Origin of the sequence: Paenalcaligenes sp. Me52, assembly GCF_050487965.1 — a bacterium.
Classification (GTDB): domain Bacteria; phylum Pseudomonadota; class Gammaproteobacteria; order Burkholderiales; family Burkholderiaceae_B; genus Paenalcaligenes.
The window spans coordinates 1,369,307-1,388,990 of the sequence record NZ_JBKQFO010000001.1; the positions used below are offsets into that span (position 1 = coordinate 1,369,307).

The 19,684-nt window shown below is 50.3% G+C and carries 16 protein-coding genes; 7 read left to right on the plus strand and 9 right to left on the minus strand.

From position 1 onward, the window contains the following. Positions 1-102 precede the first annotated feature (102 nt). The 3 genes from ptsJ (at position 103) to ACLO87_RS06445 (ending at position 3,993) form a co-directional block, all read left to right on the plus strand. The gene (gene ptsJ, locus ACLO87_RS06435) at positions 103-1,398 is read left to right on the plus strand and encodes a MocR-like B6 salvage transcription factor PtsJ (protein WP_430223731.1); all 1,296 of its coding nucleotides are present in this window, start codon (positions 103-105) and stop codon (positions 1,396-1,398) included. Between the two features lie 88 nt (positions 1,399-1,486). After that, positions 1,487-1,807 (plus strand): nucleotide pyrophosphohydrolase, encoded by a 321-nt coding sequence (locus ACLO87_RS06440; protein WP_430223105.1) that lies wholly within the window; start codon positions 1,487-1,489, stop codon positions 1,805-1,807. Next, the gene (locus ACLO87_RS06445) at positions 1,804-3,993 is read left to right on the plus strand and encodes a DNA/RNA helicase domain-containing protein (RefSeq protein ID WP_430223106.1); all 2,190 of its coding nucleotides are present in this window, start codon (positions 1,804-1,806) and stop codon (positions 3,991-3,993) included. Before ACLO87_RS06440 ends, ACLO87_RS06445 begins: the two co-directional genes overlap by 4 nt. A 27-nt stretch (positions 3,994-4,020) precedes the next feature. On the opposite strand, the gene glyA is transcribed toward ACLO87_RS06445, so the two are convergent. The 5 genes from glyA to ACLO87_RS06470 all read right to left on the minus strand — a co-directional run bounded on the left by glyA (position 4,021) and on the right by ACLO87_RS06470 (position 9,137). Then, the gene (gene glyA / locus ACLO87_RS06450; protein WP_430223107.1) at positions 4,021-5,289 is read right to left on the minus strand and encodes a serine hydroxymethyltransferase; all 1,269 of its coding nucleotides are present in this window, start codon (positions 5,287-5,289) and stop codon (positions 4,021-4,023) included. Between the two features lie 9 nt (positions 5,290-5,298). Further along, entirely contained in the window at positions 5,299-6,156 is an 858-nt protein-coding gene (trpA, locus tag ACLO87_RS06455; RefSeq protein WP_430223108.1) for a tryptophan synthase subunit alpha, read from the minus strand. Then, positions 6,149-7,387, minus strand: coding sequence for a tryptophan synthase subunit beta (trpB, locus tag ACLO87_RS06460; RefSeq protein ID WP_430223109.1), 1,239 nt, complete (start codon positions 7,385-7,387; stop codon positions 6,149-6,151). The genes trpA and trpB overlap by 8 nt, the downstream gene beginning before the upstream one ends. Positions 7,388-7,458: 71 nt before the next feature. After that, positions 7,459-8,307, minus strand: a complete 849-nt coding sequence (gene pdxK, locus ACLO87_RS06465; protein WP_430223110.1) for a pyridoxine/pyridoxal/pyridoxamine kinase — start codon at positions 8,305-8,307, stop codon at positions 7,459-7,461. Continuing rightward, positions 8,304-9,137, minus strand: coding sequence for a YggS family pyridoxal phosphate-dependent enzyme (locus tag ACLO87_RS06470; protein WP_135865897.1), 834 nt, complete (start codon positions 9,135-9,137; stop codon positions 8,304-8,306). The genes pdxK and ACLO87_RS06470 overlap by 4 nt, the downstream gene beginning before the upstream one ends. A 175-nt stretch (positions 9,138-9,312) precedes the next feature. Between ACLO87_RS06470 and pdxR the strand changes: the two genes are divergently transcribed. Then, positions 9,313-10,803: a MocR-like pyridoxine biosynthesis transcription factor PdxR gene (gene pdxR / locus ACLO87_RS06475; RefSeq protein ID WP_430223111.1), complete on the plus strand. Its 1,491-nt coding sequence runs from the start codon at positions 9,313-9,315 to the stop codon at positions 10,801-10,803. A gap of 52 nt (positions 10,804-10,855) precedes the next feature. On the opposite strand, the gene ACLO87_RS06480 is transcribed toward pdxR, so the two are convergent. Then, complete coding sequence (locus tag ACLO87_RS06480) at positions 10,856-14,011, minus strand: TonB-dependent receptor domain-containing protein (RefSeq protein WP_430223113.1); 3,156 nt, start codon at positions 14,009-14,011, stop codon at positions 10,856-10,858. 293 nt (positions 14,012-14,304) lie between these two features. Beyond that, positions 14,305-15,282: a helix-turn-helix domain-containing protein gene (locus tag ACLO87_RS06485; protein WP_135864806.1), complete on the minus strand. Its 978-nt coding sequence runs from the start codon at positions 15,280-15,282 to the stop codon at positions 14,305-14,307. Positions 15,283-15,421: 139 nt separating this feature from the next. Here ACLO87_RS06485 and ACLO87_RS06490 point away from each other — a divergent pair, with 139 nt between their 5' ends. Beyond that, positions 15,422-16,480, plus strand: coding sequence for a methyltransferase (locus tag ACLO87_RS06490; protein ID WP_430223114.1), 1,059 nt, complete (start codon positions 15,422-15,424; stop codon positions 16,478-16,480). A gap of 11 nt (positions 16,481-16,491) precedes the next feature. Further along, positions 16,492-17,727: an MFS transporter gene (locus tag ACLO87_RS06495; RefSeq protein ID WP_430223115.1), complete on the plus strand. Its 1,236-nt coding sequence runs from the start codon at positions 16,492-16,494 to the stop codon at positions 17,725-17,727. An 11-nt stretch (positions 17,728-17,738) separates the two neighbouring features. Here the strand turns inward: ACLO87_RS06495 and ACLO87_RS06500 are convergent, their stop codons facing one another. After that, positions 17,739-18,569, minus strand: coding sequence for an ankyrin repeat domain-containing protein (locus ACLO87_RS06500; RefSeq protein WP_430223116.1), 831 nt, complete (start codon positions 18,567-18,569; stop codon positions 17,739-17,741). A 1-nt stretch (position 18,570) separates the two neighbouring features. Beyond that, positions 18,571-18,963, minus strand: a complete 393-nt coding sequence (locus ACLO87_RS06505; protein WP_430223117.1) for a nuclear transport factor 2 family protein — start codon at positions 18,961-18,963, stop codon at positions 18,571-18,573. A 196-nt stretch (positions 18,964-19,159) separates the two neighbouring features. Between ACLO87_RS06505 and ACLO87_RS06510 the strand changes: the two genes are divergently transcribed. Continuing rightward, positions 19,160-19,576 carry an acyl-CoA thioesterase gene (locus ACLO87_RS06510; protein ID WP_135864799.1) on the plus strand — a complete coding sequence of 139 codons (417 nt, stop codon included), beginning with the start codon at positions 19,160-19,162 and terminating at the stop codon, positions 19,574-19,576. The last annotated feature ends 108 nt before the right edge of the window (positions 19,577-19,684 follow it).

The following is a 19,684-nucleotide window of genomic DNA, read 5'->3' on the forward strand; positions in this document are numbered from 1 at the left end:
AGGTCGCATCCACCGCGCGGCTATGGCAAAATTCTGTATTACTACCAGAGCAGACAATAGCTATTCTGGCCCATTCAGACCTGCCCCTTCTTTTGGAACACCATAGTGATACAAGGCAAAACAGCTGCGGAAATCTTCGAGTGTGTACGTGCCTTGGCACAATCCCAAACCTTGCGTTCAGGCGACTCGTTGCCCCCCGTGCGCGACTTAGCGGCGCAATTGGGAGTGGCTAGAAATACGGTAGCGTCTGCCTATAGGCGCTTGGTTGTTGCCGGTATCGCCACGACGCATGGCCGCCTTGGCACCATCATCCGTAACCAGTATGAGCCTAGTGAACAAGAAGGGGCGCAGACAGATTCCCCACTGACAGACTTGGCTAGCGGCAACCCTAACGTTGCCTGGTTGCCAGATGTGGCGGCGGCCTTGCAGCGTACGGCGTACACACCCAAACTCTATGGTGAACCTACGGTAAATGCAGAGCTAAAGGCCTACATACAGCAGTGGATGGCACCAGACTGCCCGCCTAACTTCGAGGTGGATCTAACGCACGGTGCCGTGGATGGCATAGAGCGATTGCTCAGCGCCTACTTGGTGGCGGGTGACAAAGTAGCCGTAGAGAACCCGTGTTTCTTAAGCAGCATTCATACGTTGGGGGCGCTTGGCTTTCAAGCGGCCGGTGTGAGTGTAGACAGCGAAGGCATGTTGGCTGATGAGCTAGAGGCGGTACTGAGCAAAGGCGCTAGAGCCGTCATCATCACCCCGCGTGCGCATAATCCTACTGGGTGCAGCCTTAGTCAACAACGCGCACAAGCTTTGTCCAAAGTATTGGCTAAGTATCCTAACGTGCTGATTATTGTGGATGACCACTTTGCGCTGCTGTCTAACGCAACCTATTACTCGGTGATCCCTAACGATGCCATACGTTGGGCATTAGTCAGATCATTTTCCAAAGCACTGGGGCCTGATATGCGCGTGGCCGCGGTGGCGAGTGATAGCGCTACCTCTAAAGCGTTAGGGTTGCGTTTAACCTCAGGCACTAGTTGGGTCAGCCACTTATTGCAAGGCATCGTAGCTGCTATCGTCACGCAGCCACAGACTAACGAATTATTAGCCAAGGCCAAACACGATTACCACCAACGCCGACAGTTGCTAGAGCAAGCGTTACACCAGCACGGTATAGCGTGCCAGATGCAGGGCGATGGCCTGAATCTGTGGATACCTTTGCAGGTGGATGATCAGTCTATTGCCTTAGCCTTGGCACGACGTGGTTGGTTGGTCAGGCACGGTGCAAGCCTTGCTGTAGACGATGCAGTGAATGGCCTGCGCATTACTATTTCTGATATCACGCCTGAGCAATGCGAAAAATTGGCGCAGGATATTAAGCGTAGTTTGGGGTAGAGCAGTAAGAGCAAAAGTTTAAGCGCTGCAACTTGCCTCTATACCAGTTACTATCGTTTTCTATACGTTATGCAAAGGTGGTCGAATAATGGATCAGGTCATACAAAAGTTGCGCCAATTTAGGGATGATCGTGATTGGCAGCAGTTTCATAATCCTAAGGATTTAGCTGCTGCACTTAGCATTGAAGCAAGTGAGTTATTAGAGGTTTTCCTTTGGAAAACACCCGAAGAGGCTGATGTAGATAGGGTGAAAGAGGAGCTAGCCGACGTATTAGCCTATGCTTTGCTGTTATCTGACTCGTATGGTTTTGATATACAAGAAATTATTCTGGATAAAATAAGAAAAAACGAACAAAAGTATCCAGTGGGTAAAGCCAAAGGTAGCGCTAAAAAATATACGGAATTATGAGCCAACAGTCGCTTGTGGAAGTGAATGAGTACAGGTTTTCTCAAGAAAGCCTGAGTGAAATTCGCTCTAACGCCTATGCCTCTAGTAACTGGCCGCTGGTTTATATACTGAGCGATAGAAGTACGCGTCGTGCTTATGTGGGCGAGACCACCAGCGCTTTGATGCGGTTTAGTACGCACTTGAAACACATAGAAAAACAGTCGTTAACCACGGTGCATGTGGTGAGTAGCGACAAGTTTAATAAGTCAGCGACGTTAGATATTGAGTCGGCGTTGATTAAGTACATGGCCGCCGATGGTAGCTTCGACTTGCTGAATGGTAATTTGGGTTTGGTAGACCATAATTATTATCAAAAAGAAGAGCTGTATTCGCAGATATTCAAACAGGTCTGGGATAAGTTAACGGCTCAGGGGCTGACCAAGCATTCGCTGGAGTCCATTGATAACTCTGATGTGTTCAAGTATTCGCCCTATAAGTCTTTGTCCCCTGATCAGCGTCAAAGCCTGATCGAGATTATGCGATCGTTGTTGGACTCAGAAGTAAAGAGTTTGGTTGTAGAGGGTGGGGCGGGTACAGGAAAGTCTGTATTGGCTATTTTCCTCTTTAAGCTCATTCATTCGGAAGAAAACGACCTAAATCTGAGGGAGTTCGACGAAGAAGAAAGCGAGCTTCGCGAGTTACTTGCCCAGGTTAAGGAGCGCTATCCAGAACCACGTATGGCTCTGGTGGTGCCCATGTCATCTTTCAGGGCAACACTCAAAAAAGCATTTAGAAACGTTGTGGGCCTGCACCCGGATATGGTGATTGGCCCCGCTGAACTGGCGCGACAACGCTATGACATCGTGTTAGTGGATGAGTCACATAGATTGCGTAAACGTGTGAACCTGGGTGCTTATTACGGTGCTTTTGACAAGGCCTGCTTGGCACTAGGCTTGGATAAACATCATTGCAGTGAAGTGGATTGGGTGATGCAACAGTCGAGCAAAGCCATTTTCTTCTATGATGCCAACCAGTCCATTAAACCCTCTGATGCTGATGAATCTGATTTCATTGCGATAAAAGCCTCGCCATTGACCAAGCTCATGAAGCTAGAGTCGCAGTTTCGTGTGCAAGGTGGAATGCCTTATGTGCGATTTATTGATGCATTGTTAAATCAGCAGCTAGAAAACAATCAGAAATTCATATCAAGTAAATATGAATTTTTATTGTTTGATGATATGTCGGCCCTAGTCAAAGAAATTGACCTAAGGAACCAGCGTTATGGCTTATCTAGGTTGGTGGCTGGGTATGCGTGGCCATGGCATTCTAAAAAAGATCACACAAAATACGATATAGAGATTGATGGGGTGCAGTTACGTTGGAATAGTACCAATGTGGACTGGATCAACTCAAAAGGCTCGGCTGTTGAGGTGGGCTGTATACACACGACTCAAGGCTATGACCTGAACTATACCGGGCTGATTTTTGGTCATGAGATTCGTTATGACCGGGAACGCGATCAGATCTATATAGATAAAGAGAACTATCTAGATGCTAATGGTAAGCAAACGGTTAAAAACGATGCTGAGCTTAAACAGTACATACTGAACATCTACAGAACCATCATGTTGCGGGGCATTAAAGGCACCTTTGTGTACGCATGTGATGCGGGATTAAGGGACTATTTAAGGGAGCATATCCCTAGCTATAGCGTTGTAGTCATCCCAGCAGTTAAGCCTGCAATAACCTTGATCCCCTATGTGAATGCTGTACCTGTTTATGATTTACAAGCTGCTGCTGGTGGGTTTAGTGAGCTACAGCAGGTGGAGCATGACAAATGGGTGGCTGTTCCTGAAGGAACGAGCGTACACAAGAATCTCTTTGCGTGTCAGGTAGTAGGGGATTCCATGAATCAAGTGATTCCGAATGGGGCTATGTGCTTGTTTACTGTGAACCCTGCAGGCAGTCGAAATGGGAAAATTGTTCTTGTAGAGTGTATGGATACACAGGATGTGGGTGAGGGTTCGCGCTATACCGTGAAAGAGTATGAGAGTACTAAAGCGAGTACCGAAGACGAGTGGCGGCATACACGAATTGTGCTCAAACCTAGATCCACAGATTCCAGCTTCGCGGCTATAGAGCTTAATGAAGGAAACAGCCACCAATATCGTGTGGTTGGCGAGTTCGTTCGAGTGTTAAGTGAATAAAAGGGGAGTTTCCTCCCCTCTAATACATTAGCGGCCATACACCGGGAATCTACGGCACAGTTCCACAATTTGCTTCTGTACCCGTGCGGTTACCTGCTCCAGATTACCGTTCTCTAGCGCATCCAGCACATCACACAGCCAGCCAGCTAATTCTTCACATTCCGCTACACCAAAACCGCGTGTGGTGACTGCTGGCGTACCTATACGCACGCCTGACGTTACAAACGGTGAGCGTGGGTCGTTAGGGACGGAGTTTTTGTTGGTAGTGATGTAGGCATCGCTTAACGCGGCATCGGCATCTTTACCAGTGTAGGGTTTGCTGGACAAGTCTATGAGCATCAGGTGATTGTCGGTCCCACCAGATACGATTTGGTAGCCACGCTTCATGAGCACGGCGGCCATGGCACGGGCGTTGGTGACGACTTGACGTTGATAGACTTTGAAGTCGGGCTGTAAGGCCTCTTTGAAGGCAATGGCTTTGGCCGCGATGGTGTGCATCAAGGGACCACCTTGAATGCCAGGGAAGACGGCTGAATCCAGTTTTTTGTAGAACTCTTCACTTTGCCCTTTAGCCAAGATAATTCCACCACGAGGGCCGCGTAAGGTTTTGTGGGTGGTGCTGGTGACAACGTGAGCATGGGGAATGGGGTTCGGGTATTCGCCTGCCGCGACCAAGCCCGCAACGTGAGCCATGTCTACCCAGAATATTGCGCCTACTTTGTCAGCAATTTCGCGCATACGTGCCCAGTCTTTGTAACGGGAATAGGCCGAGAAACCACCAATCAACATGCGGGGGCGGGTTTCTAGGGCGATGCGCTCCATGTCGTCGTAGTCAATGAGGCCTGTTTTGGGGTCTAGGCCGTAAGGCACGATCTTGTAGTGGCGCCCTGAAAAGTTAGAGGGGTTGCCGTGGGTCAGGTGACCACCCTGTGCCAAGTTCATGCCCATCACGGTGTCGCCGGGTTGAGCCAAGGCTAGAAATACAGCAGCGTTGGCTTGTGCGCCAGCGTGTGGTTGTACGTTGACGTAGTCGCAATCAAACAGTTGTTTGAGGCGTTCGATGGCAAGCGCTTCTGCGACGTCTACATTCTCGCAGCCACTGTAGTAGCGCTTGCCGGGGTAGCCTTCAGCGTATTTGTTGGTGAAGACAGAGTTTTGTATCGCCATCACCAATGGGCTGGCATAGTTTTCCGAGGCAATCAGCTCTACGTGATCTTCTTGGCGGCGTTGTTCTTTTTGTAGGGCCGTAGCAAGCGTGGGGTCAAACTCTGCGAGGGTGAGAGAGGTATCGTACATGTGATGATCCTAGGTTCGTAAAGAAGGTTGTTTAGTGCTGCGCACGGGCTCAGGCATATCCAGATCCAACTGATGGCGTATGTCGCGAATCATGTCACTGGCGACGGCTAGTGCTTCGGCAGCGGGTTTGTTGGCTAGGCTTTCAATGAGCCACGAACCGATGACAACGGCGTCAGCTGTTTGAGCAATGGTTCGGGCCGTACTGGCATCGCGTATGCCAAAGCCTATGCCGATGGGAATGTGTACGTGACGACGTAGGCGTGACAACATCTGCTGTACCAACGTGGTGTCTAAGGTTTTGGCGCCCGTGACGCCTTTCATGGACACGCCATAGACGTAGCCACTCGCACGTTCAGCCACTTGCTGTATACGTGCCTCGGTAGAGGTTGGGGCTAACAAGAAGATCAAATCTATGCTGTGCTGGCGCAGTTGTGCAGCTAGTGTTTCGGATGCCTGGGGTGGGTAATCCACCACCAACACGCCATCCACACCGGCCTTGGCTGCGTCTTCGGCAAAGGCACCGGCATGGCGTAAGGCGTCGTAGCGTTCTATAGGGTTGGCGTAGCCCATTAACACTACAGGCGTGTCGTTATTGGTCTGCCTGAATTGGCTGACTTGTTTTAATACGGTGGGTAGCCCTATGCCTTGGCGTAATGCCTGTTCGCCAGCCGCTTGGATGGTTGGCCCATCCGCAGAGGGGTCTGAAAACGGTACACCTAACTCTATAACATCCGCACCAGCCTCTACCAAGACGTGCATCAGGGCAGGGGTGATGTCAGCATAAGGGTAGCCTGCGGTTACGTAGGGAATTAAGGCTTTGCGGGACTGTGCCTGTAGCCGTTCAAAAGTGGCAGCGATTCTACTCATGTTGGCCCTCCTGCGTGGTAGAGCTAGCCATGACGGTTTCCATATCCTTATCACCGCGACCCGATAAGTTGACCAAGATGGCTTGTTCAGGCGTAAGCGTAGCGGCCAGCTTGATGGCATAGGCTACGGCATGGCTGGCTTCTAGCGCGGGAATAATGCCTTCTACCCGGCAAAGCTGGTGAAAGGCACTTAGGGCTTCAGCATCGGTAATGCCTACGTATTCAGCCCTACCTATTTCATGTAGCCAAGCATGTTCAGGACCAACACCGGGATAGTCCAGACCAGCACTGATGCTGTGCGTGGGCTGCACTTGGCCCAGATCATCTTGCAAGATCAACGAGCGGCTGCCGTGCAGCACACCTATGCTACCGCGTTGAATGGAAGCGGCATGTTGGTCAGAGTCCAATCCTAAACCAGCAGCTTCTACGCCAATTAAGCGCACCGTTTCATGGTCCAGATAAGGATGGAAAATGCCTATGGCGTTACTGCCACCTCCCACGCAAGCAATCACCACATCGGGCTGTTGCTGAGCCATACCCAGCCGCTGAAAAAGCGTAGGCATTTGTTGTAGGCATTCTTTACCGATGACGGTTTGAAAATCACGCACCATGGTGGGGTAGGGGTGCATGCCTGCTACCGAACCAATAAGGTAAAAAGTGTCGTCTACGTTGGCCACCCAGTCGCGTATGGCATCGTTCATGGCGTCTTTAAGGGTGCAGCTACCCGTAGACACAGGCACCACCGTAGCACCTAGCAATTTCATGCGCTGTACGTTGGGGTTTTGGCGTTGTATGTCTTCGCTGCCCATATAGATGACACACTCCAAACCATAGCGCGCACAAATGGTGGCTACTGCTACGCCGTGTTGTCCGGCACCAGTTTCGGCGATGATGCGTCGTTTCCCCATACGTAATGCCAGCATGGCTTGGCCTATTACGTTATTGATCTTGTGTGCGCCAGTGTGGTTTAGGTCTTCGCGCTTTAGAAAAATACGCGCACCACCGGTTTCTTCACTCAGTCGTTTGGCGTAATAAATAGGGGAGGGCCTACCTACGTAGCTAGCCAACTCTTCCGTGAACTCTGCGATAAACGCAGGGTCGTGACTATAGTGCTCATAGGCCAGACGTAATTCTTCTACGGCTTGCGATAAGGTTTCGCTGATAAAACAGCCACCAAAAGGGCCAAAAAAACCTTCTTTAGCCAGCGGGTCGCTGTGCGAATATGTGGTCATGCGGTACTCCTGTGCACAGCGTCTGATCTGTGCAATAGCGGTATCAATAGTGAGCGATAGCACGCCCTGTGCTACATGTGCATGTCAGCCATAGTGGGGTAGCGAACCAGTGGTGAGAGCACTAGCTCAGCGCACTGGGCTTGCTGGGTATGGCTTAATGCCAGCACCACTTGCTGACAGGCTAAGAACACGGCTTTAGCCAAACTGGTGCCGTTTAGCCAATGTCCTGTCAGGCAGGCACAGAACAAATCGCCAGTTCCCTTAGGGGCGGCATCAATACGCGGATGTGTGATGACCTCGGTGTCGGTGTGAGTGACTAGAATCACTTTCATCTCGCCAGGTACCCACGTATCAGGTGCGGCGCTGGTGACGGCAATCCATTGGGTCTTAGCCGAGAGCAAACTGCGAGCGGCTTTGATGACGCTTTCTACGTCATGCACGGGTAAGCCACTGAGCTGCTCTAGCTCAAAGCCGTTGGGTGTGAGCCCATCAGCCATGGGTAGTAAGTCGCGGCTATAGGTTTGTACGAGTCTATCGTCCACGTAAATGCCGTGGTCGTGATCACCCAGTACTGGGTCAATGACGATACGCGGATTCATGCCGGCTCTGGACAAGTTATGAGCCCAGCGCAGCAAGGTCAGCGCTTGTGTAGGATCGCCTAGGTAGCCTACTAATAGCGCTCGTAACGAACGTAAAGCTCCTCTGGCAGCCAGATCCTGTAAGTAGCCCTCAAACCACTCTATGGGTATAGGACCGCCGTGCATAGACGGGTAGTGTGGCGTATTGCTAAACAGCACGGTGGGCACAGCAGCAACGGATAGTCCTAACGCCTCTAGTGTGGGAACGGCGACATTATTGCCCACGCGGCCATACACCACTTGCGACTGTACGGACACCACATCAATGGGTAGCGGTTTCATGGCAGCTCCTGCGGCGGGGCATCATCGGTATCGCTGGCGCCAGCAGTGGGCCAGTAGTAACTATCCGGTAAGGGTCTGGCACCAAAAATAGCTTGGCCTACACGCACCACGGTTGCACCTTCTTCGATGGCAATTTCAAAGTCACCTGACATCCCCATAGAAAGCTCGTCCATGCTGATGCCAGCGGGGGCAGTTTGTCGTAGCTGGTCACGTAAATTGCGCAGCAAGATAAAGCACTGTCGTACCCGTTCTGCCTCGGCAGAAAACAACGCCAAGGTCATCAAGCCGCGTACCCGTAGAGCAGAAAAAGCCGGAAGTTGCTCTACAAAGGCCTGCACATTATCTGGCTCTAAGCCGTATTTACTGGCTTCGCCCGAGGTATTGACCTGCACAAACACATCCAAGGATCGACCTTCGGCTTGCAAGCGGCGGTCTAAGGCTTCGGCCACACGCAAGCTATCTAGGGCTTGGAATTCACTGGCAAATTTGGCCACCAGCTTAGCTTTGTTGGTTTGTAAATGCCCGATCACAGACCAGTGCAAATCGGTGAGGTCTTGCATGGCTTCCCATTTACGGTAGGCCTCTTGCACCTTGTTTTCGCCTAATAGCGTACAACCAGCAGCATGGGCCAGGCGCAAGCTGGACTCAGGTTTGGTTTTGCTAACGGGTAGCAAGCGCACGCTGGCTGGGTCGCGTCCTACGCGATGGCAGGCGGCGGCAATGCGGGCTTGTACCGCGGCAATGTTGTGTTTGAAATCATCTACCGAAGTAGCTTGAGGATATAGCCCGTGTTTGTCGTGGCGGGTTTGAGTGCCTATAGCTTCCGACATTACTTACCCCTTTTTGATCAAGGATGAAACAGCTACCGTGCGCAGACGATAGAGAGCAAAGAATTGGTCTAGGTGTGGCTGGCTAGAAACATGGCATTGCGACAAAGACCTAACTGTTTTATACATCGTAAATGGACCAGTATTCATAGCCACTTTTTTCAAGGTGTATAGACCATTGTTTAAGCATGCCCAACTAGAGTCAGTCAAAGTATGGATGAATGATCCTGTACATGAAGCCTTGCCGCTGCATGTGCGCATACGCTTGGCCGTAAGACAGCTCATTTTGGATGGGGCATTGAAAGCAGGGCACCCGCTGCCAGCCTCACGCGCCTTAGCAAAATCCTTAGGTGTATCGCGCGGAACCGTAGAAGAGGCCTACAGCCAATTGCATACCGAAGGGTTCATTGAGCGGCGCGTAGGCAGTGGTACCTTTATCTCTGAGCAAGTACAGCGCTTACCTGGGCGAGGTTTGGTCAGACGCTCTAGTGCTCCCAAACCGGCTTTACGCTTAAGCCAACGTGGCAGTGCGATGTTTAGCAGCGGTGGTTTGCGAGACTTTGTGGCGCCTCGAGCCTTTGCGCCTGGCGTACCGGAAACGCGCAATTTCCCCTTGCATACGTGGGAGCGTTTACAGCGCTTAGAGATTAAAGAATATGGCACCCAAGCCTTGTTGCACAGTGAGCCGCAGGGCGTAGAGTCATTGCGCCGTGCGATTGCGGATTACGTTAATTTAGAGCGCGGAGCACACGCTACGCCAGATCGAGTTCTGGTGCTGACCAGTTCGCAGCAAGCCCTCACGCTATGCGCCACGGTGCTGTTGGATGCCGGAGACCGAATCTTTGTGGAAGATCCGGTATATCACGGGGCGCGTAAAGCCTTTGATGCGGCAGGGTTGCAGTGCGTACCTGTGCCCTTGGATGCAGATGGGATGAAAGTAGAGCAGCTACAGGCAGCCCAAGCTGAGGTTGCCGCCAAAGCCGTGTTTCTAACGCCATCGCATCAGTTTCCCACGGGGGCGACGTTAGCACTAGAAAGGCGCTTGGCCATTATCGAGTGGGCGCAGCGTGAGCAGGCATGGATTATCGAAGACGATTACGACAGTGAGTTTCACTACGCCAGTAAACCCACGGCTTGCGTACAAGGCTTAGACCCGCATGAACGCACCATTTACATAGGCACATTCAGCAAGTCGTTATTCCCAGGCTTACGCATAGGCTATATGGTGCTGCCGCCGCAATTGGTGGCCCCGATGACTGTTGCCCGTACCTTATTGGATGGGCATAGCGCACCCTTGCCACAGCTAACGCTAGCGCGCTTTATAGAGGGCGGACATTTCAGCGCACACATACGTACCATGCGTGCTGTCTATGCCGAGCGGCGCGATGTACTAGAACGTTTGGTACGTACCTATCTGGTTGATTTTCTAGAGCCTCGCGTGCCTAAAGGGGGCATGCAAATGCCGTGCATACTGACTCAGGATATTCCTGAAGCGGTTGCGGTAGAAACCGCCAAACGCGCGGGTATAGATCTGTTGGGCTTAACGGCTTTGCATGCATCAACCAAGCATAAGGCCGGGTTTCTAATGGGCTTTGCTGCGCACACTCCGGGTGAGATGGAGGTGGGGGTTAAAAAACTGGCGCATGTGCTGCAGGCCTTAAAGCCGTAAAAAAAGGCCGCTTTCTCAGAGCGGCCTAACGTCACACACTTACTCTATGCACCTAGAAACGGGCGGTTAATCCCATACGTATGGTGCGACCTGGAGCGGGCAGGGCGGTGCGCGCCATAGGGTCTAGGTAGTACTGATTGGTGATGTTGCTCACGGCAAGGTCTACATTCAGGTTTTCGTGAATTTGGTAGCTGGCGTAGGCATCAAAGACTAGGATGGGGTTCCAGTAGTTGCTTTTATTGAAGCCCCAAGAGTTCATGGCCGTTTCATCCTTGTTTTTGGCTTCACTGTGGTACACGGCCCTAGCACCTATCAATAGGTCTTCATTGAATAAACGAGCCCCTACATCTAGGTTGAGTGAGTACTTGGGTTGCAAGCTAGTACGGGCAAACGTTCGAGGAAAGCCGCCATCCACGCAACTAGGCATTTCACCCCCAGTAGAAAAACCAGGAATGGGGGTAAAGGTTTGAGCGTAATCGTGGTCGCACAATTGTTGTTTAATGCGGTAGGTACCACCAAAATTGGCAAAGTATTTACCTGTATCTATACGCGTTTGCAGCTCAATCCCTGACATGGTTTTTTCGGCAAACTGCGTAATATTGAAGTCCCAATCTCTATCTATGTAGTTTTTGATGCGGTTGTGGAAGTAGTTAACCTTCAGGTCAGCATATTCTAGGCTAGGGAAAAAGCTTGACAAATCATGCACATAACCTATTTCCCAGTTGTAAGCGTGTTCAGGGTTACCGGCCACACCCGTAGAGCGCTTATTGCTGCCCGCCATTGCTAGTGATGATTCAAATAGGCTGGGGAACCGCACAAATTCGTTATAGCGGGCGTAAACGCGTATATCGTCGGTAATGAAGGCAGTGAGCCCAATATGCGGTACCCAAGCGTGGTCTTTTTGTTTTTTGGGTTTCTCCCATTTGTCCTTAATTTCGGACTCGTCTTGGTACACCGGTTTGCGACCGCCGCCGCTTGTGACGGGGATGTATTTGTTGACAGTGCCTTCTTGGCCTTGGGCATTTGTGACTTGCTCAGTGGAGTCTATCTCACCGTTAGTAAAAGGGTTGTTGGCGGCATAACCTCTGTGGTTGTCGCCAGAGGGCACATAGACGCTTTCTTCGGTGTAGCGGTATCCGTTGATTTTTCCTTGCTGTAGCTGATCACCACTGAACGTTTCAATGTCCATGAGTGGGCCATCAACAAAGCTTGGGTCGAAGTCGTACGCGACTTGCCAGTCTTCTTTGTACTTTTCGTAGCTAGGAAGGAGATCCTGAATAACTTTGTTTTCATATTCAGTCACCTCCTGATCGCTCATTAAACGTTGTACACGGTAGTTGTACCCCTTCAGGGTTGGTTGAGTAGCCCAGTGAGGATGTTGCTGGCTACGCATGTCGGCCAGCTTGTCATCGTAAGACCAGTAGTCGCTATATCTGGCTCCTGCATTGACTTGTAGCCAGTCAGTAGGGCGCCAATCGAAGTTAAAGCCAAAATTCCATTGTTGGCGCGTCCCCGATCGTGGCCCCATGTGATTAATCCCCCATGTGAGCTCAGTTAAATGCTTCAGATCTTCTGAGGCATCGCGCTGTTTCAACTTTTCTCTGGTGAAATCTGCCGACACACTCAAATCCAAGGTGGGATGTAAGGTCATGGCATTGCTAAGGTTAAAGCCAGTACGGCGGTGGTCGGTAATTTGTAAGGCGCGCGCAGTGATGTTGTAACGGCCATCTTCGTTAGGGGCTTTATCTGGTGGCGTGTTAGGTATATTGGCGCACGCAGGCATATCTCTACCGTTTATATGGCAGTCGGTATAGTTATCCCAGTCGTTATCTCGGCCATTCCAGCCATCCCCTTGGGTGCCAAAAATAACATCACCATTCTGATGTCGTGCGCTATCACTTTGTGTAAGCCAGACGCCGGCTTTGAAGTTAATGTAGGGGTTGCCCTCAGGGTTCCACGCGTAATTCAGGTTCCACGTGTCTTGTTTAACTCTGCTATAAGGGTTTTCATTTTGAGCGATGGTTTTATTGCCATAACCATCTAAAGCATGCACGGCCCAGACCACATTCCAAGGGACGTTTTCTCCAAATTTGTGGTTACTGCGCATATAACCCATGTCGATGGTTTGATCATGAGGCAGGCGCAGCGTGCCTTTGAGCAGCGTGGTTTCTAGTTCGCTAGATGTGTTTAATATCTCATCACCCGGCTGGTAGTATTTTGCAATGTAGCTCACCCTAGGGAAGGTGTAAGAGGGGTGATTATCTTGCTTCGCTTGTTCTTGCCAACTGTCGTGCTCGTATTTGTCGCTATTGTTTTTACCACTAAAGTAATTGCCACGGGTTCTGTAACTGTAAGCGGCCAGTACGTCTAGGTGCTCACTTTTATTGGCAATGGCAAGGCGGTAAGAGTGATCTTCTAAATTGAAATCTTTGCCGCCATTCCCAGTTTTAGGTAAGCGAGCTTGAGCAATATCACTAGGCAAAATCACGCCATTGGTACCGCCTTTATCAAACACAGCACCCGGTATATCCCTATAGTCTTTACCAAATACCCCAAAAGAGCGCTCATTGGGTTTGGTGGAGTTTGTCGCTGTCTCTGCTTTCAGCTCAATCCCAAAACTCTCGCCGTGTTTGATGATATCGTCCACCTGTAGTGTGCGGATTTGTACCGTACCCCCCATACCAACGGGGCCCGTGCTACCGGACACGCCTTTTTCCACCAAAATACTGCTGATCATATTGGGATCAACATAGTTGCGGTTGGCCACGCCCGCTGGCCCTAACCAGACAGAGGTGGCTTGTTCTGTTCCATCTACCGTTAAGGGAATACGGCCTTCACCTTGGATACCGCGGATGTTCGGGTCTAACGCACCGCTATTGCGCGAATCACCTGCATAGACACCGTTTAAACCTTTGAATAAATCGCCCGCTGAGCTACCTTTGTACAGTTCTATTTCGTCTTTACCCGCATACACATTAGAGATGTCTTTGGCGTATACATCCGATTTTCCTACCTCATCAGGCGTTTCCTGATTGCCTTTAACCGTAATGGTTTGCAGTTTTGATGTACGGTCTGTACTGCTAGATGCGCTACCTGGAATCCCTACTGGTTGTGCCTGCACATGCCCAGCATAAAATGCCAAAATCATGGCGTATACCAGCGGTTTAAGCGTGTGTTTTTTTTCTAATGGTGATGAAACGGCGTACATAAAACGAACCCCAGCCCCGTGTGTTAAACAAAAATCCCCGTGCGCCTAGAGGGCGCTTTTTGATGTGGTGACCAGGCAAGTTGAGGGCTATACCCATCGATGCTGCTTGGCACCGGGATATTATGCTTATCAATAAGAATAGTTATCACTTAGATTTGTATGCGTGACGGAGCAATTTCTATGCTGCGGCATAACGAGGGTGTCAATGCGGGGTGACACGCTACGACTTTAGATGCGCGAGCAGTGTGGATGAGGGATGTTGGTCACGCGTAGTCGTCTAGATAAAGGTGCTGTTATAGGCGTTTATTGCCAAAAATAGATTTAGGAGATCGACCAAAATACCGAGTGAATGCAACGGAGAAGTTGTTGGGGTATTTGTAGCCCACTTGCCAAGCCGTTTGAGCAACCTGTAGGCCCGATTCCAGTAGGGTATAGGCTTTGCGCATACGTAGTTCGAGTAGCAAGCCTATGGGCGTGTTGTCATACAAATAACGAAAACCCTCTTTGAGTTTGTGCTCGTTGATCCCCACGGTTGTGGCTAAGTATTCGACGGTAATGGCTTGGTCCAACTGCGAACTGAGCAGGTCGCGTGCGCGTTCTACTCGTTGTATGTCTTCTACCGAGAGTGGTGCTGCGGGTTGGGGAGTAGTGGGGGTAAGACGATTGAATTGCTCAGCGAGTAAGCTGAGAGCATGAATATGCAGATTCAGTTTTTGTGTATGCAGTGGTTGGTCGTGATTGCTAGGCTGCATATAGCGAGTCAACGCAGCGGCATGTGCCATCGTGGCTTGGCTGCTGCTGTGGAAAGAGAGCCTATGTAGGCCGGCACAATCCAAGAGCTGAGTCGCTCGTTCTGAGCCCACATATTTATGTAGTGCTGATTCACTGATGATTAAACGTAGCTGCGATACAGACTGATCTTCTTGATAGTGGCGCTCACCGCGTAGTGAGTGAAAGGCTGTCACCGTGGTGTGACCGGCTTTGAACAGTAGGTCGGGGGTGCGTTCTCCCTGATAAGCGGACTCCCCTTGTAAGCCTACGGTAATGACCATGACACGGCCTGCATGCGGGCCTTGGCTTTCTTCTACCAGAGAAAAGCTAGGGTGATAGTGCAGTCGTCCCAATGAAAAACCGGGTTCTAGCTCTACTGAGTCAGCGTAACAATGGCCTAACTCATCAGGCAGTTGCAGCCGTACTCTGCCATCCTGAAGTACATGCCTAGATCTGGGCTCTTCAGTGGTTAAACGATAGCCCTGTTTACGCGTACTCATGATTTCCCCTAGTCATAACGTCTCGCATATGAATCTCTACGTTTTGCATAGATCTTAATGTGAATTATTCTCATTTAGTGTATATCATTTCTCTCTGATGTAGCGATAGCGATTGAAAAGTAACGAGTAGAGGTAAGAAATGATGTCGTACCACGCAACAGAACCAGCCGTTTCTATAGAGTCATTGGGTAAACCACATGCCTTACAGCCCTGTTGGGATATGCAATTGGCAGGATTGAGTGCTGATGCCTTGCAACTGGCATTGCAGCACGGTGTATTTACACAGCTAGATCAATGGCTGTCAGCAGCAGAGTTGGCCCTGCGATTGGGGTTCGATGCCACCAATACGGATTATTTCCTGGAGCTATTGAGTGGTTTAGGGCTGGTGGAGTGTCAAGGTGGCACTGTCAGACTATACCGGAATACCTCTGACAGTAGACGTTATCTCAATGCTGCATCACCGTTGTATTGCGGGGATGCTTTGTTATTTAGACACACGATTTTGCGACGTGTGGGTACACAGCTAGAGGGCTTGCTCACAACAGGAGTCGTGGATGTGCCCGAGCCAGAACGAGTACAAAAAGGGTGGGCAGAGGCCGCACGCCTACAAATTGCACAAGAACAACTCGCCGTGACCACAGAGGTGGCGTGTGAGTTAGTGGCAGGCTTGCCGGAGTATGAGAAAGCGCAACGCTTATTGGATTTGGGCGGTGGCCCTGGTTTGGTTGCCATTGCTTTAGCGCAGCAGCAACCCGAGTTGCAGGCCGTGGTATTTGAATATCCCGAAGCAGCAGAGGTGGCGCAGCAACGCATTGTGGCTGCAGGCCTAGAGCGCCGCGTACACACTATGGCGGGTGATTTACTCACGGATGGGTTTGGGGCGGATTACGACATTATCTGGTGTTCGTCGGTTTTGCATTTTGTGCCAGATATAGAGACGGTACTACAGCGCTTGTATCAGGCTTTACGTTCTGGTGGTGTGCTGGTGTGTTGCCATGCCGAAGTGCCTGCAGAAGCGCATAAGGCTACCGCTGTATTGCATTACTACTTGCATATGCGTATGCAAGGCCGACAGGTTTGGCCAGAGGGGCAATTAGCTCAGAAGTTGCAACAGGTGGGATTTACACAAATACAGCAGTACGACGCCGTGCGCTTTCCTGTCGCACCGGTAGCGGCTGTGATTGCACGTAAGGAATGAGGGTAGGAACAATGACAGCGTGGAGAATGTGGGGCGCACAGCTACTGTTTGGTTGGATGAATTTGGTATTGGCTGTACCCAGTATTTATTTACTGTTGGGCATGCCATTAGTGATGCGTCAGCATGGTTGGTCTGGCACTGAAATAGGGTTGTTCCAGTTGGCCGCATTGCCAGCTATTTTTAAGTTGTTGCTGGCTATGCCTGTGCAGCGAGTACGACTAGGTACTGCACATTTTGTGAATTGGCTATGGGTGATGGCCGTCTTGCTGTTGATGTTGTACGTGGGTATAGGCAAGGCCAACCTGATTAATGACCGTGTGTCCCTGTTCGCATTAACCTTTGGCATCAGTATTGTGGCGACTTGGATGGATATTCCATTGAATGCGTTGGCGGTTCAGTACTTACCTCGCGCTGAACAGTTACGAGCAGGCAGCATACGGTCGGCAGCCTTGTTTTTGGGCGCTATCATCGGGGCGGGTGTGATGGTGCTGGTACAGGCTAAGTGGGGGTGGCAAGCACCGTTTGTCATGATGGGCGTAGCGCTGCTACTAGGGTGCATACCCTTTGCATTTTTACGCTCCAAAGCCGGATTGCAGAGCGAGGCAACGACACACGCACCTACAGGCTTCGTGGCTGACTGGGCCAGCTTTTTTGGACAAGAGGGCGCTAAACAATGGACTAGTCTACTTCTGACTAGCTTTCCATTTATCGGCGCAGTGTGGTTTTATTTGAAACCCTTGATGCTGGATCAAAACATGCCATTAGAAGAGGTGGCGTGGACAGTAGGGATAGCGGGTGGTATCACCGGAGCCGTATTTAGCTTGTTAGGAGGGCGTCTGGCCTCATTTTTAGGGGCCGCACGCGCCATTCCTATTTATCTATTGGCCGCGTTGTTGTCATTATCACTGTTGACGGTAGCCGTATGGGCAGAGTGGGGGACTACATGGCTAGTGGTGATTGCGCTGAGTATTGCTGCCAGTATGGGGGCGGTGTCAGCATTGTTATTTGGGCTAACGATGTTTTTCACACGTCGTCAACGCAATGCCTCTGACTATGGCTTGCAATCAACCATTTTTACCCTTGCACGCATGGCGGTCCCTATTCTGGCCGGTGTGATCTTAGATCACTTTGGTCACGTAACTATGCTGAGTGCCTTAACATTAGGCGTACTGTTTGCGTTCGTGTTGTCATGCAGAGTGCGCCATAGTGTGGGTGTGAGTACAGAAGCTTTGTTGCGTAACCAGTAATGCGCAAGCCGTTACGCTTCCATCGCCGCAATATTCGCCGCCAAATAGCTAGCCTCAGGCCATTTGGCGAAATGCGCTTTTGCGTATTCCAAGGGGCTGAGTTTGGTTTTATCTAACCTGACTACTGTGGCGCGTTCTGGCGCTTTAGAGAAATCTATGCCATGACGTTGCAGCAGTTGAATGAGCTCAACACCATTCTCGTATAGTGCAGCTAAGTGGTACGCCCCTTTTTCTAAGCCTTTTCGGGTGGCGTACATTTCGTCTAGATTGGCACCGTTTACTATGAGCATGTTGACGGCTGTGGGAGCATTTTTGATGATTCCCCAGCACAGAGCAGAACTCAGATGTGTAGGCTCTACCGGAAATTGCAGAAAAAACTCGATGGCATCGCCATTGTTCTGGCACGCCGCATCGTTTAGCAAACTGTAGTTGTCGCGTGAGGTTTGGGTGGCATCACACCCTTGCTCTACCAAGTAGTTGGCAAAGTCTCTATCCCACGCATAGCACAACAATTGGCTTAAGGCATTGCGGTTTTGGCAGCCTTTTTTATTGATGTCAGAGCCTTGTTCTATCAAGAACTTGGCCATGTCCAGTTTGCCTGCGGCTATACATGTCAGCATGGCGTTATTGCGTAGAAAATTACCCAGTTCGATGTCTGCACCGGCGGCAAGTAACAGGCGAACGGCTTCTTTGTTTTCATTCAGAGCAGCGGCATGTAATGGCGTGCCGGTTTCTTGTGTACTCTTTTTGAGCTGCGCGGGTTTTACGTTTACTAGTCGCTCTTTGATTAAGGCTAGGTCGTTGATGACGCAGGCATAGAGTAATGAGTTGTCGTCTGTCATGTTATTTCACACTGCCTATATTTCTGTCAGCCTCCGCACCTTCTAGCATTAGCGTTGTTTCTTCTATGCGTAGAAAACGACCATCGCTATCTAACTCGCCAAACAAATATACCTCTTGCACCACGGTGGAACCATCGCGCTTAGTCACATAGACGCAGTGCCTATCAGCGTAACGATTGCCATCGTGTAATTCGTCTAGTACCTCAATACGTGCGGACTCTACCACTTCACGCAGTTTACGTATGTGCTGACTGAAAGCGGCATGATCATCCCAAACGCCATTGGTGCGTTGTCGGTAGTGTGGGCTGAAGTGACGATTTATCACGTCCTTTAGAGGTAGATCTTGTTGATTCAGTAATTGATCTAGCACGGTGTGTATGCTGACAGCGCTCATGATTTTTCCCTATGGATGCGGCAACGTAATGGGGTTGCTTTGTAGTATAAAGGGCGATGCTTGATTTGCAGATGCAAGGGAGGTCTACGAGTGCAGACGTCAGCCTTTTGAGTATGCATAGAAAATCAGGGGATGTAGCCCTAAAGTTTGGTCTATCTGTTATAGATAGTGGCTGTTGTACGGATGTAAAGAGACAATGAAAAAAAATTATGATTTAAAAGATTATCCCGTTCATACCGTAGAAAAATTGCGTTTTCGCGATACGGACTCGCAAGGGCATTTGAATAATGCGGTCTATGTCACGTTGATTGAGATGGGTAGGGTAGACATCTTGTTCGACCCCAAGTACGGGTTGGATCATGAAAACAGTATGTTCATGTTGGCGCATATCTCCGTGGACTATTTGGCAGAAATCAACTGGCCAGGTTCAGTGGTGATAGGCACCAAAGTCACCCACATAGGCAATAGCTCCTTCACGACTGAACAGGTGATTTTTTCAGGTGACGTATGTGCCGCTGTAGCGAAAACAGTGATTGTGTTGGCGGATAAACAAACACGTCAGAAAAAACCATTAACGGATCAAGCCAAAGCAGCTTTGGCTTTACTGTACTAAGAACAACAAATAACGTGGCGATGGCGAGTAGTCTGTCGTCGTTGGTGGTGGTGTCTGGCATAACGATAAGGGAGCAAGCATAGAGGTGCTGAGCGTTATGACCAAGCA

What these genes read in the sequence shown, in the direction of transcription:
- pdxK (WP_430223110.1), bottom strand. Translation starts at nt 8,307, where the DNA reads ATGAAACCGCTACCCATTGATGTGGTGTCCGTACAGTCGCAAGTGGTG.
- ACLO87_RS06505 (WP_430223117.1), bottom strand. Translation starts at nt 18,963, where the DNA reads ATGAGCGCTGTCAGCATACACACCGTGCTAGATCAATTACTGAATCAA.
- ACLO87_RS06500 (WP_430223116.1), bottom strand. Translation starts at nt 18,569, where the DNA reads ATGACAGACGACAACTCATTACTCTATGCCTGCGTCATCAACGACCTA.
- ACLO87_RS06510 (WP_135864799.1), top strand. Translation starts at nt 19,160, where the DNA reads ATGAAAAAAAATTATGATTTAAAAGATTATCCCGTTCATACCGTAGAA.
- ACLO87_RS06445 (WP_430223106.1), top strand. Translation starts at nt 1,804, where the DNA reads ATGAGCCAACAGTCGCTTGTGGAAGTGAATGAGTACAGGTTTTCTCAA.
- trpA (WP_430223108.1), bottom strand. Translation starts at nt 6,156, where the DNA reads ATGAGTAGAATCGCTGCCACTTTTGAACGGCTACAGGCACAGTCCCGC.
- ACLO87_RS06485 (WP_135864806.1), bottom strand. Translation starts at nt 15,282, where the DNA reads ATGAGTACGCGTAAACAGGGCTATCGTTTAACCACTGAAGAGCCCAGA.
- trpB (WP_430223109.1), bottom strand. Translation starts at nt 7,387, where the DNA reads ATGACCACATATTCGCACAGCGACCCGCTGGCTAAAGAAGGTTTTTTT.
- ACLO87_RS06470 (WP_135865897.1), bottom strand. Translation starts at nt 9,137, where the DNA reads ATGTCGGAAGCTATAGGCACTCAAACCCGCCACGACAAACACGGGCTA.
- ACLO87_RS06480 (WP_430223113.1), bottom strand. Translation starts at nt 14,011, where the DNA reads ATGTACGCCGTTTCATCACCATTAGAAAAAAAACACACGCTTAAACCG.
- ACLO87_RS06490 (WP_430223114.1), top strand. Translation starts at nt 15,422, where the DNA reads ATGATGTCGTACCACGCAACAGAACCAGCCGTTTCTATAGAGTCATTG.
- ACLO87_RS06495 (WP_430223115.1), top strand. Translation starts at nt 16,492, where the DNA reads ATGACAGCGTGGAGAATGTGGGGCGCACAGCTACTGTTTGGTTGGATG.
- glyA (WP_430223107.1), bottom strand. Translation starts at nt 5,289, where the DNA reads ATGTACGATACCTCTCTCACCCTCGCAGAGTTTGACCCCACGCTTGCT.
- ACLO87_RS06440 (WP_430223105.1), top strand. Translation starts at nt 1,487, where the DNA reads ATGGATCAGGTCATACAAAAGTTGCGCCAATTTAGGGATGATCGTGAT.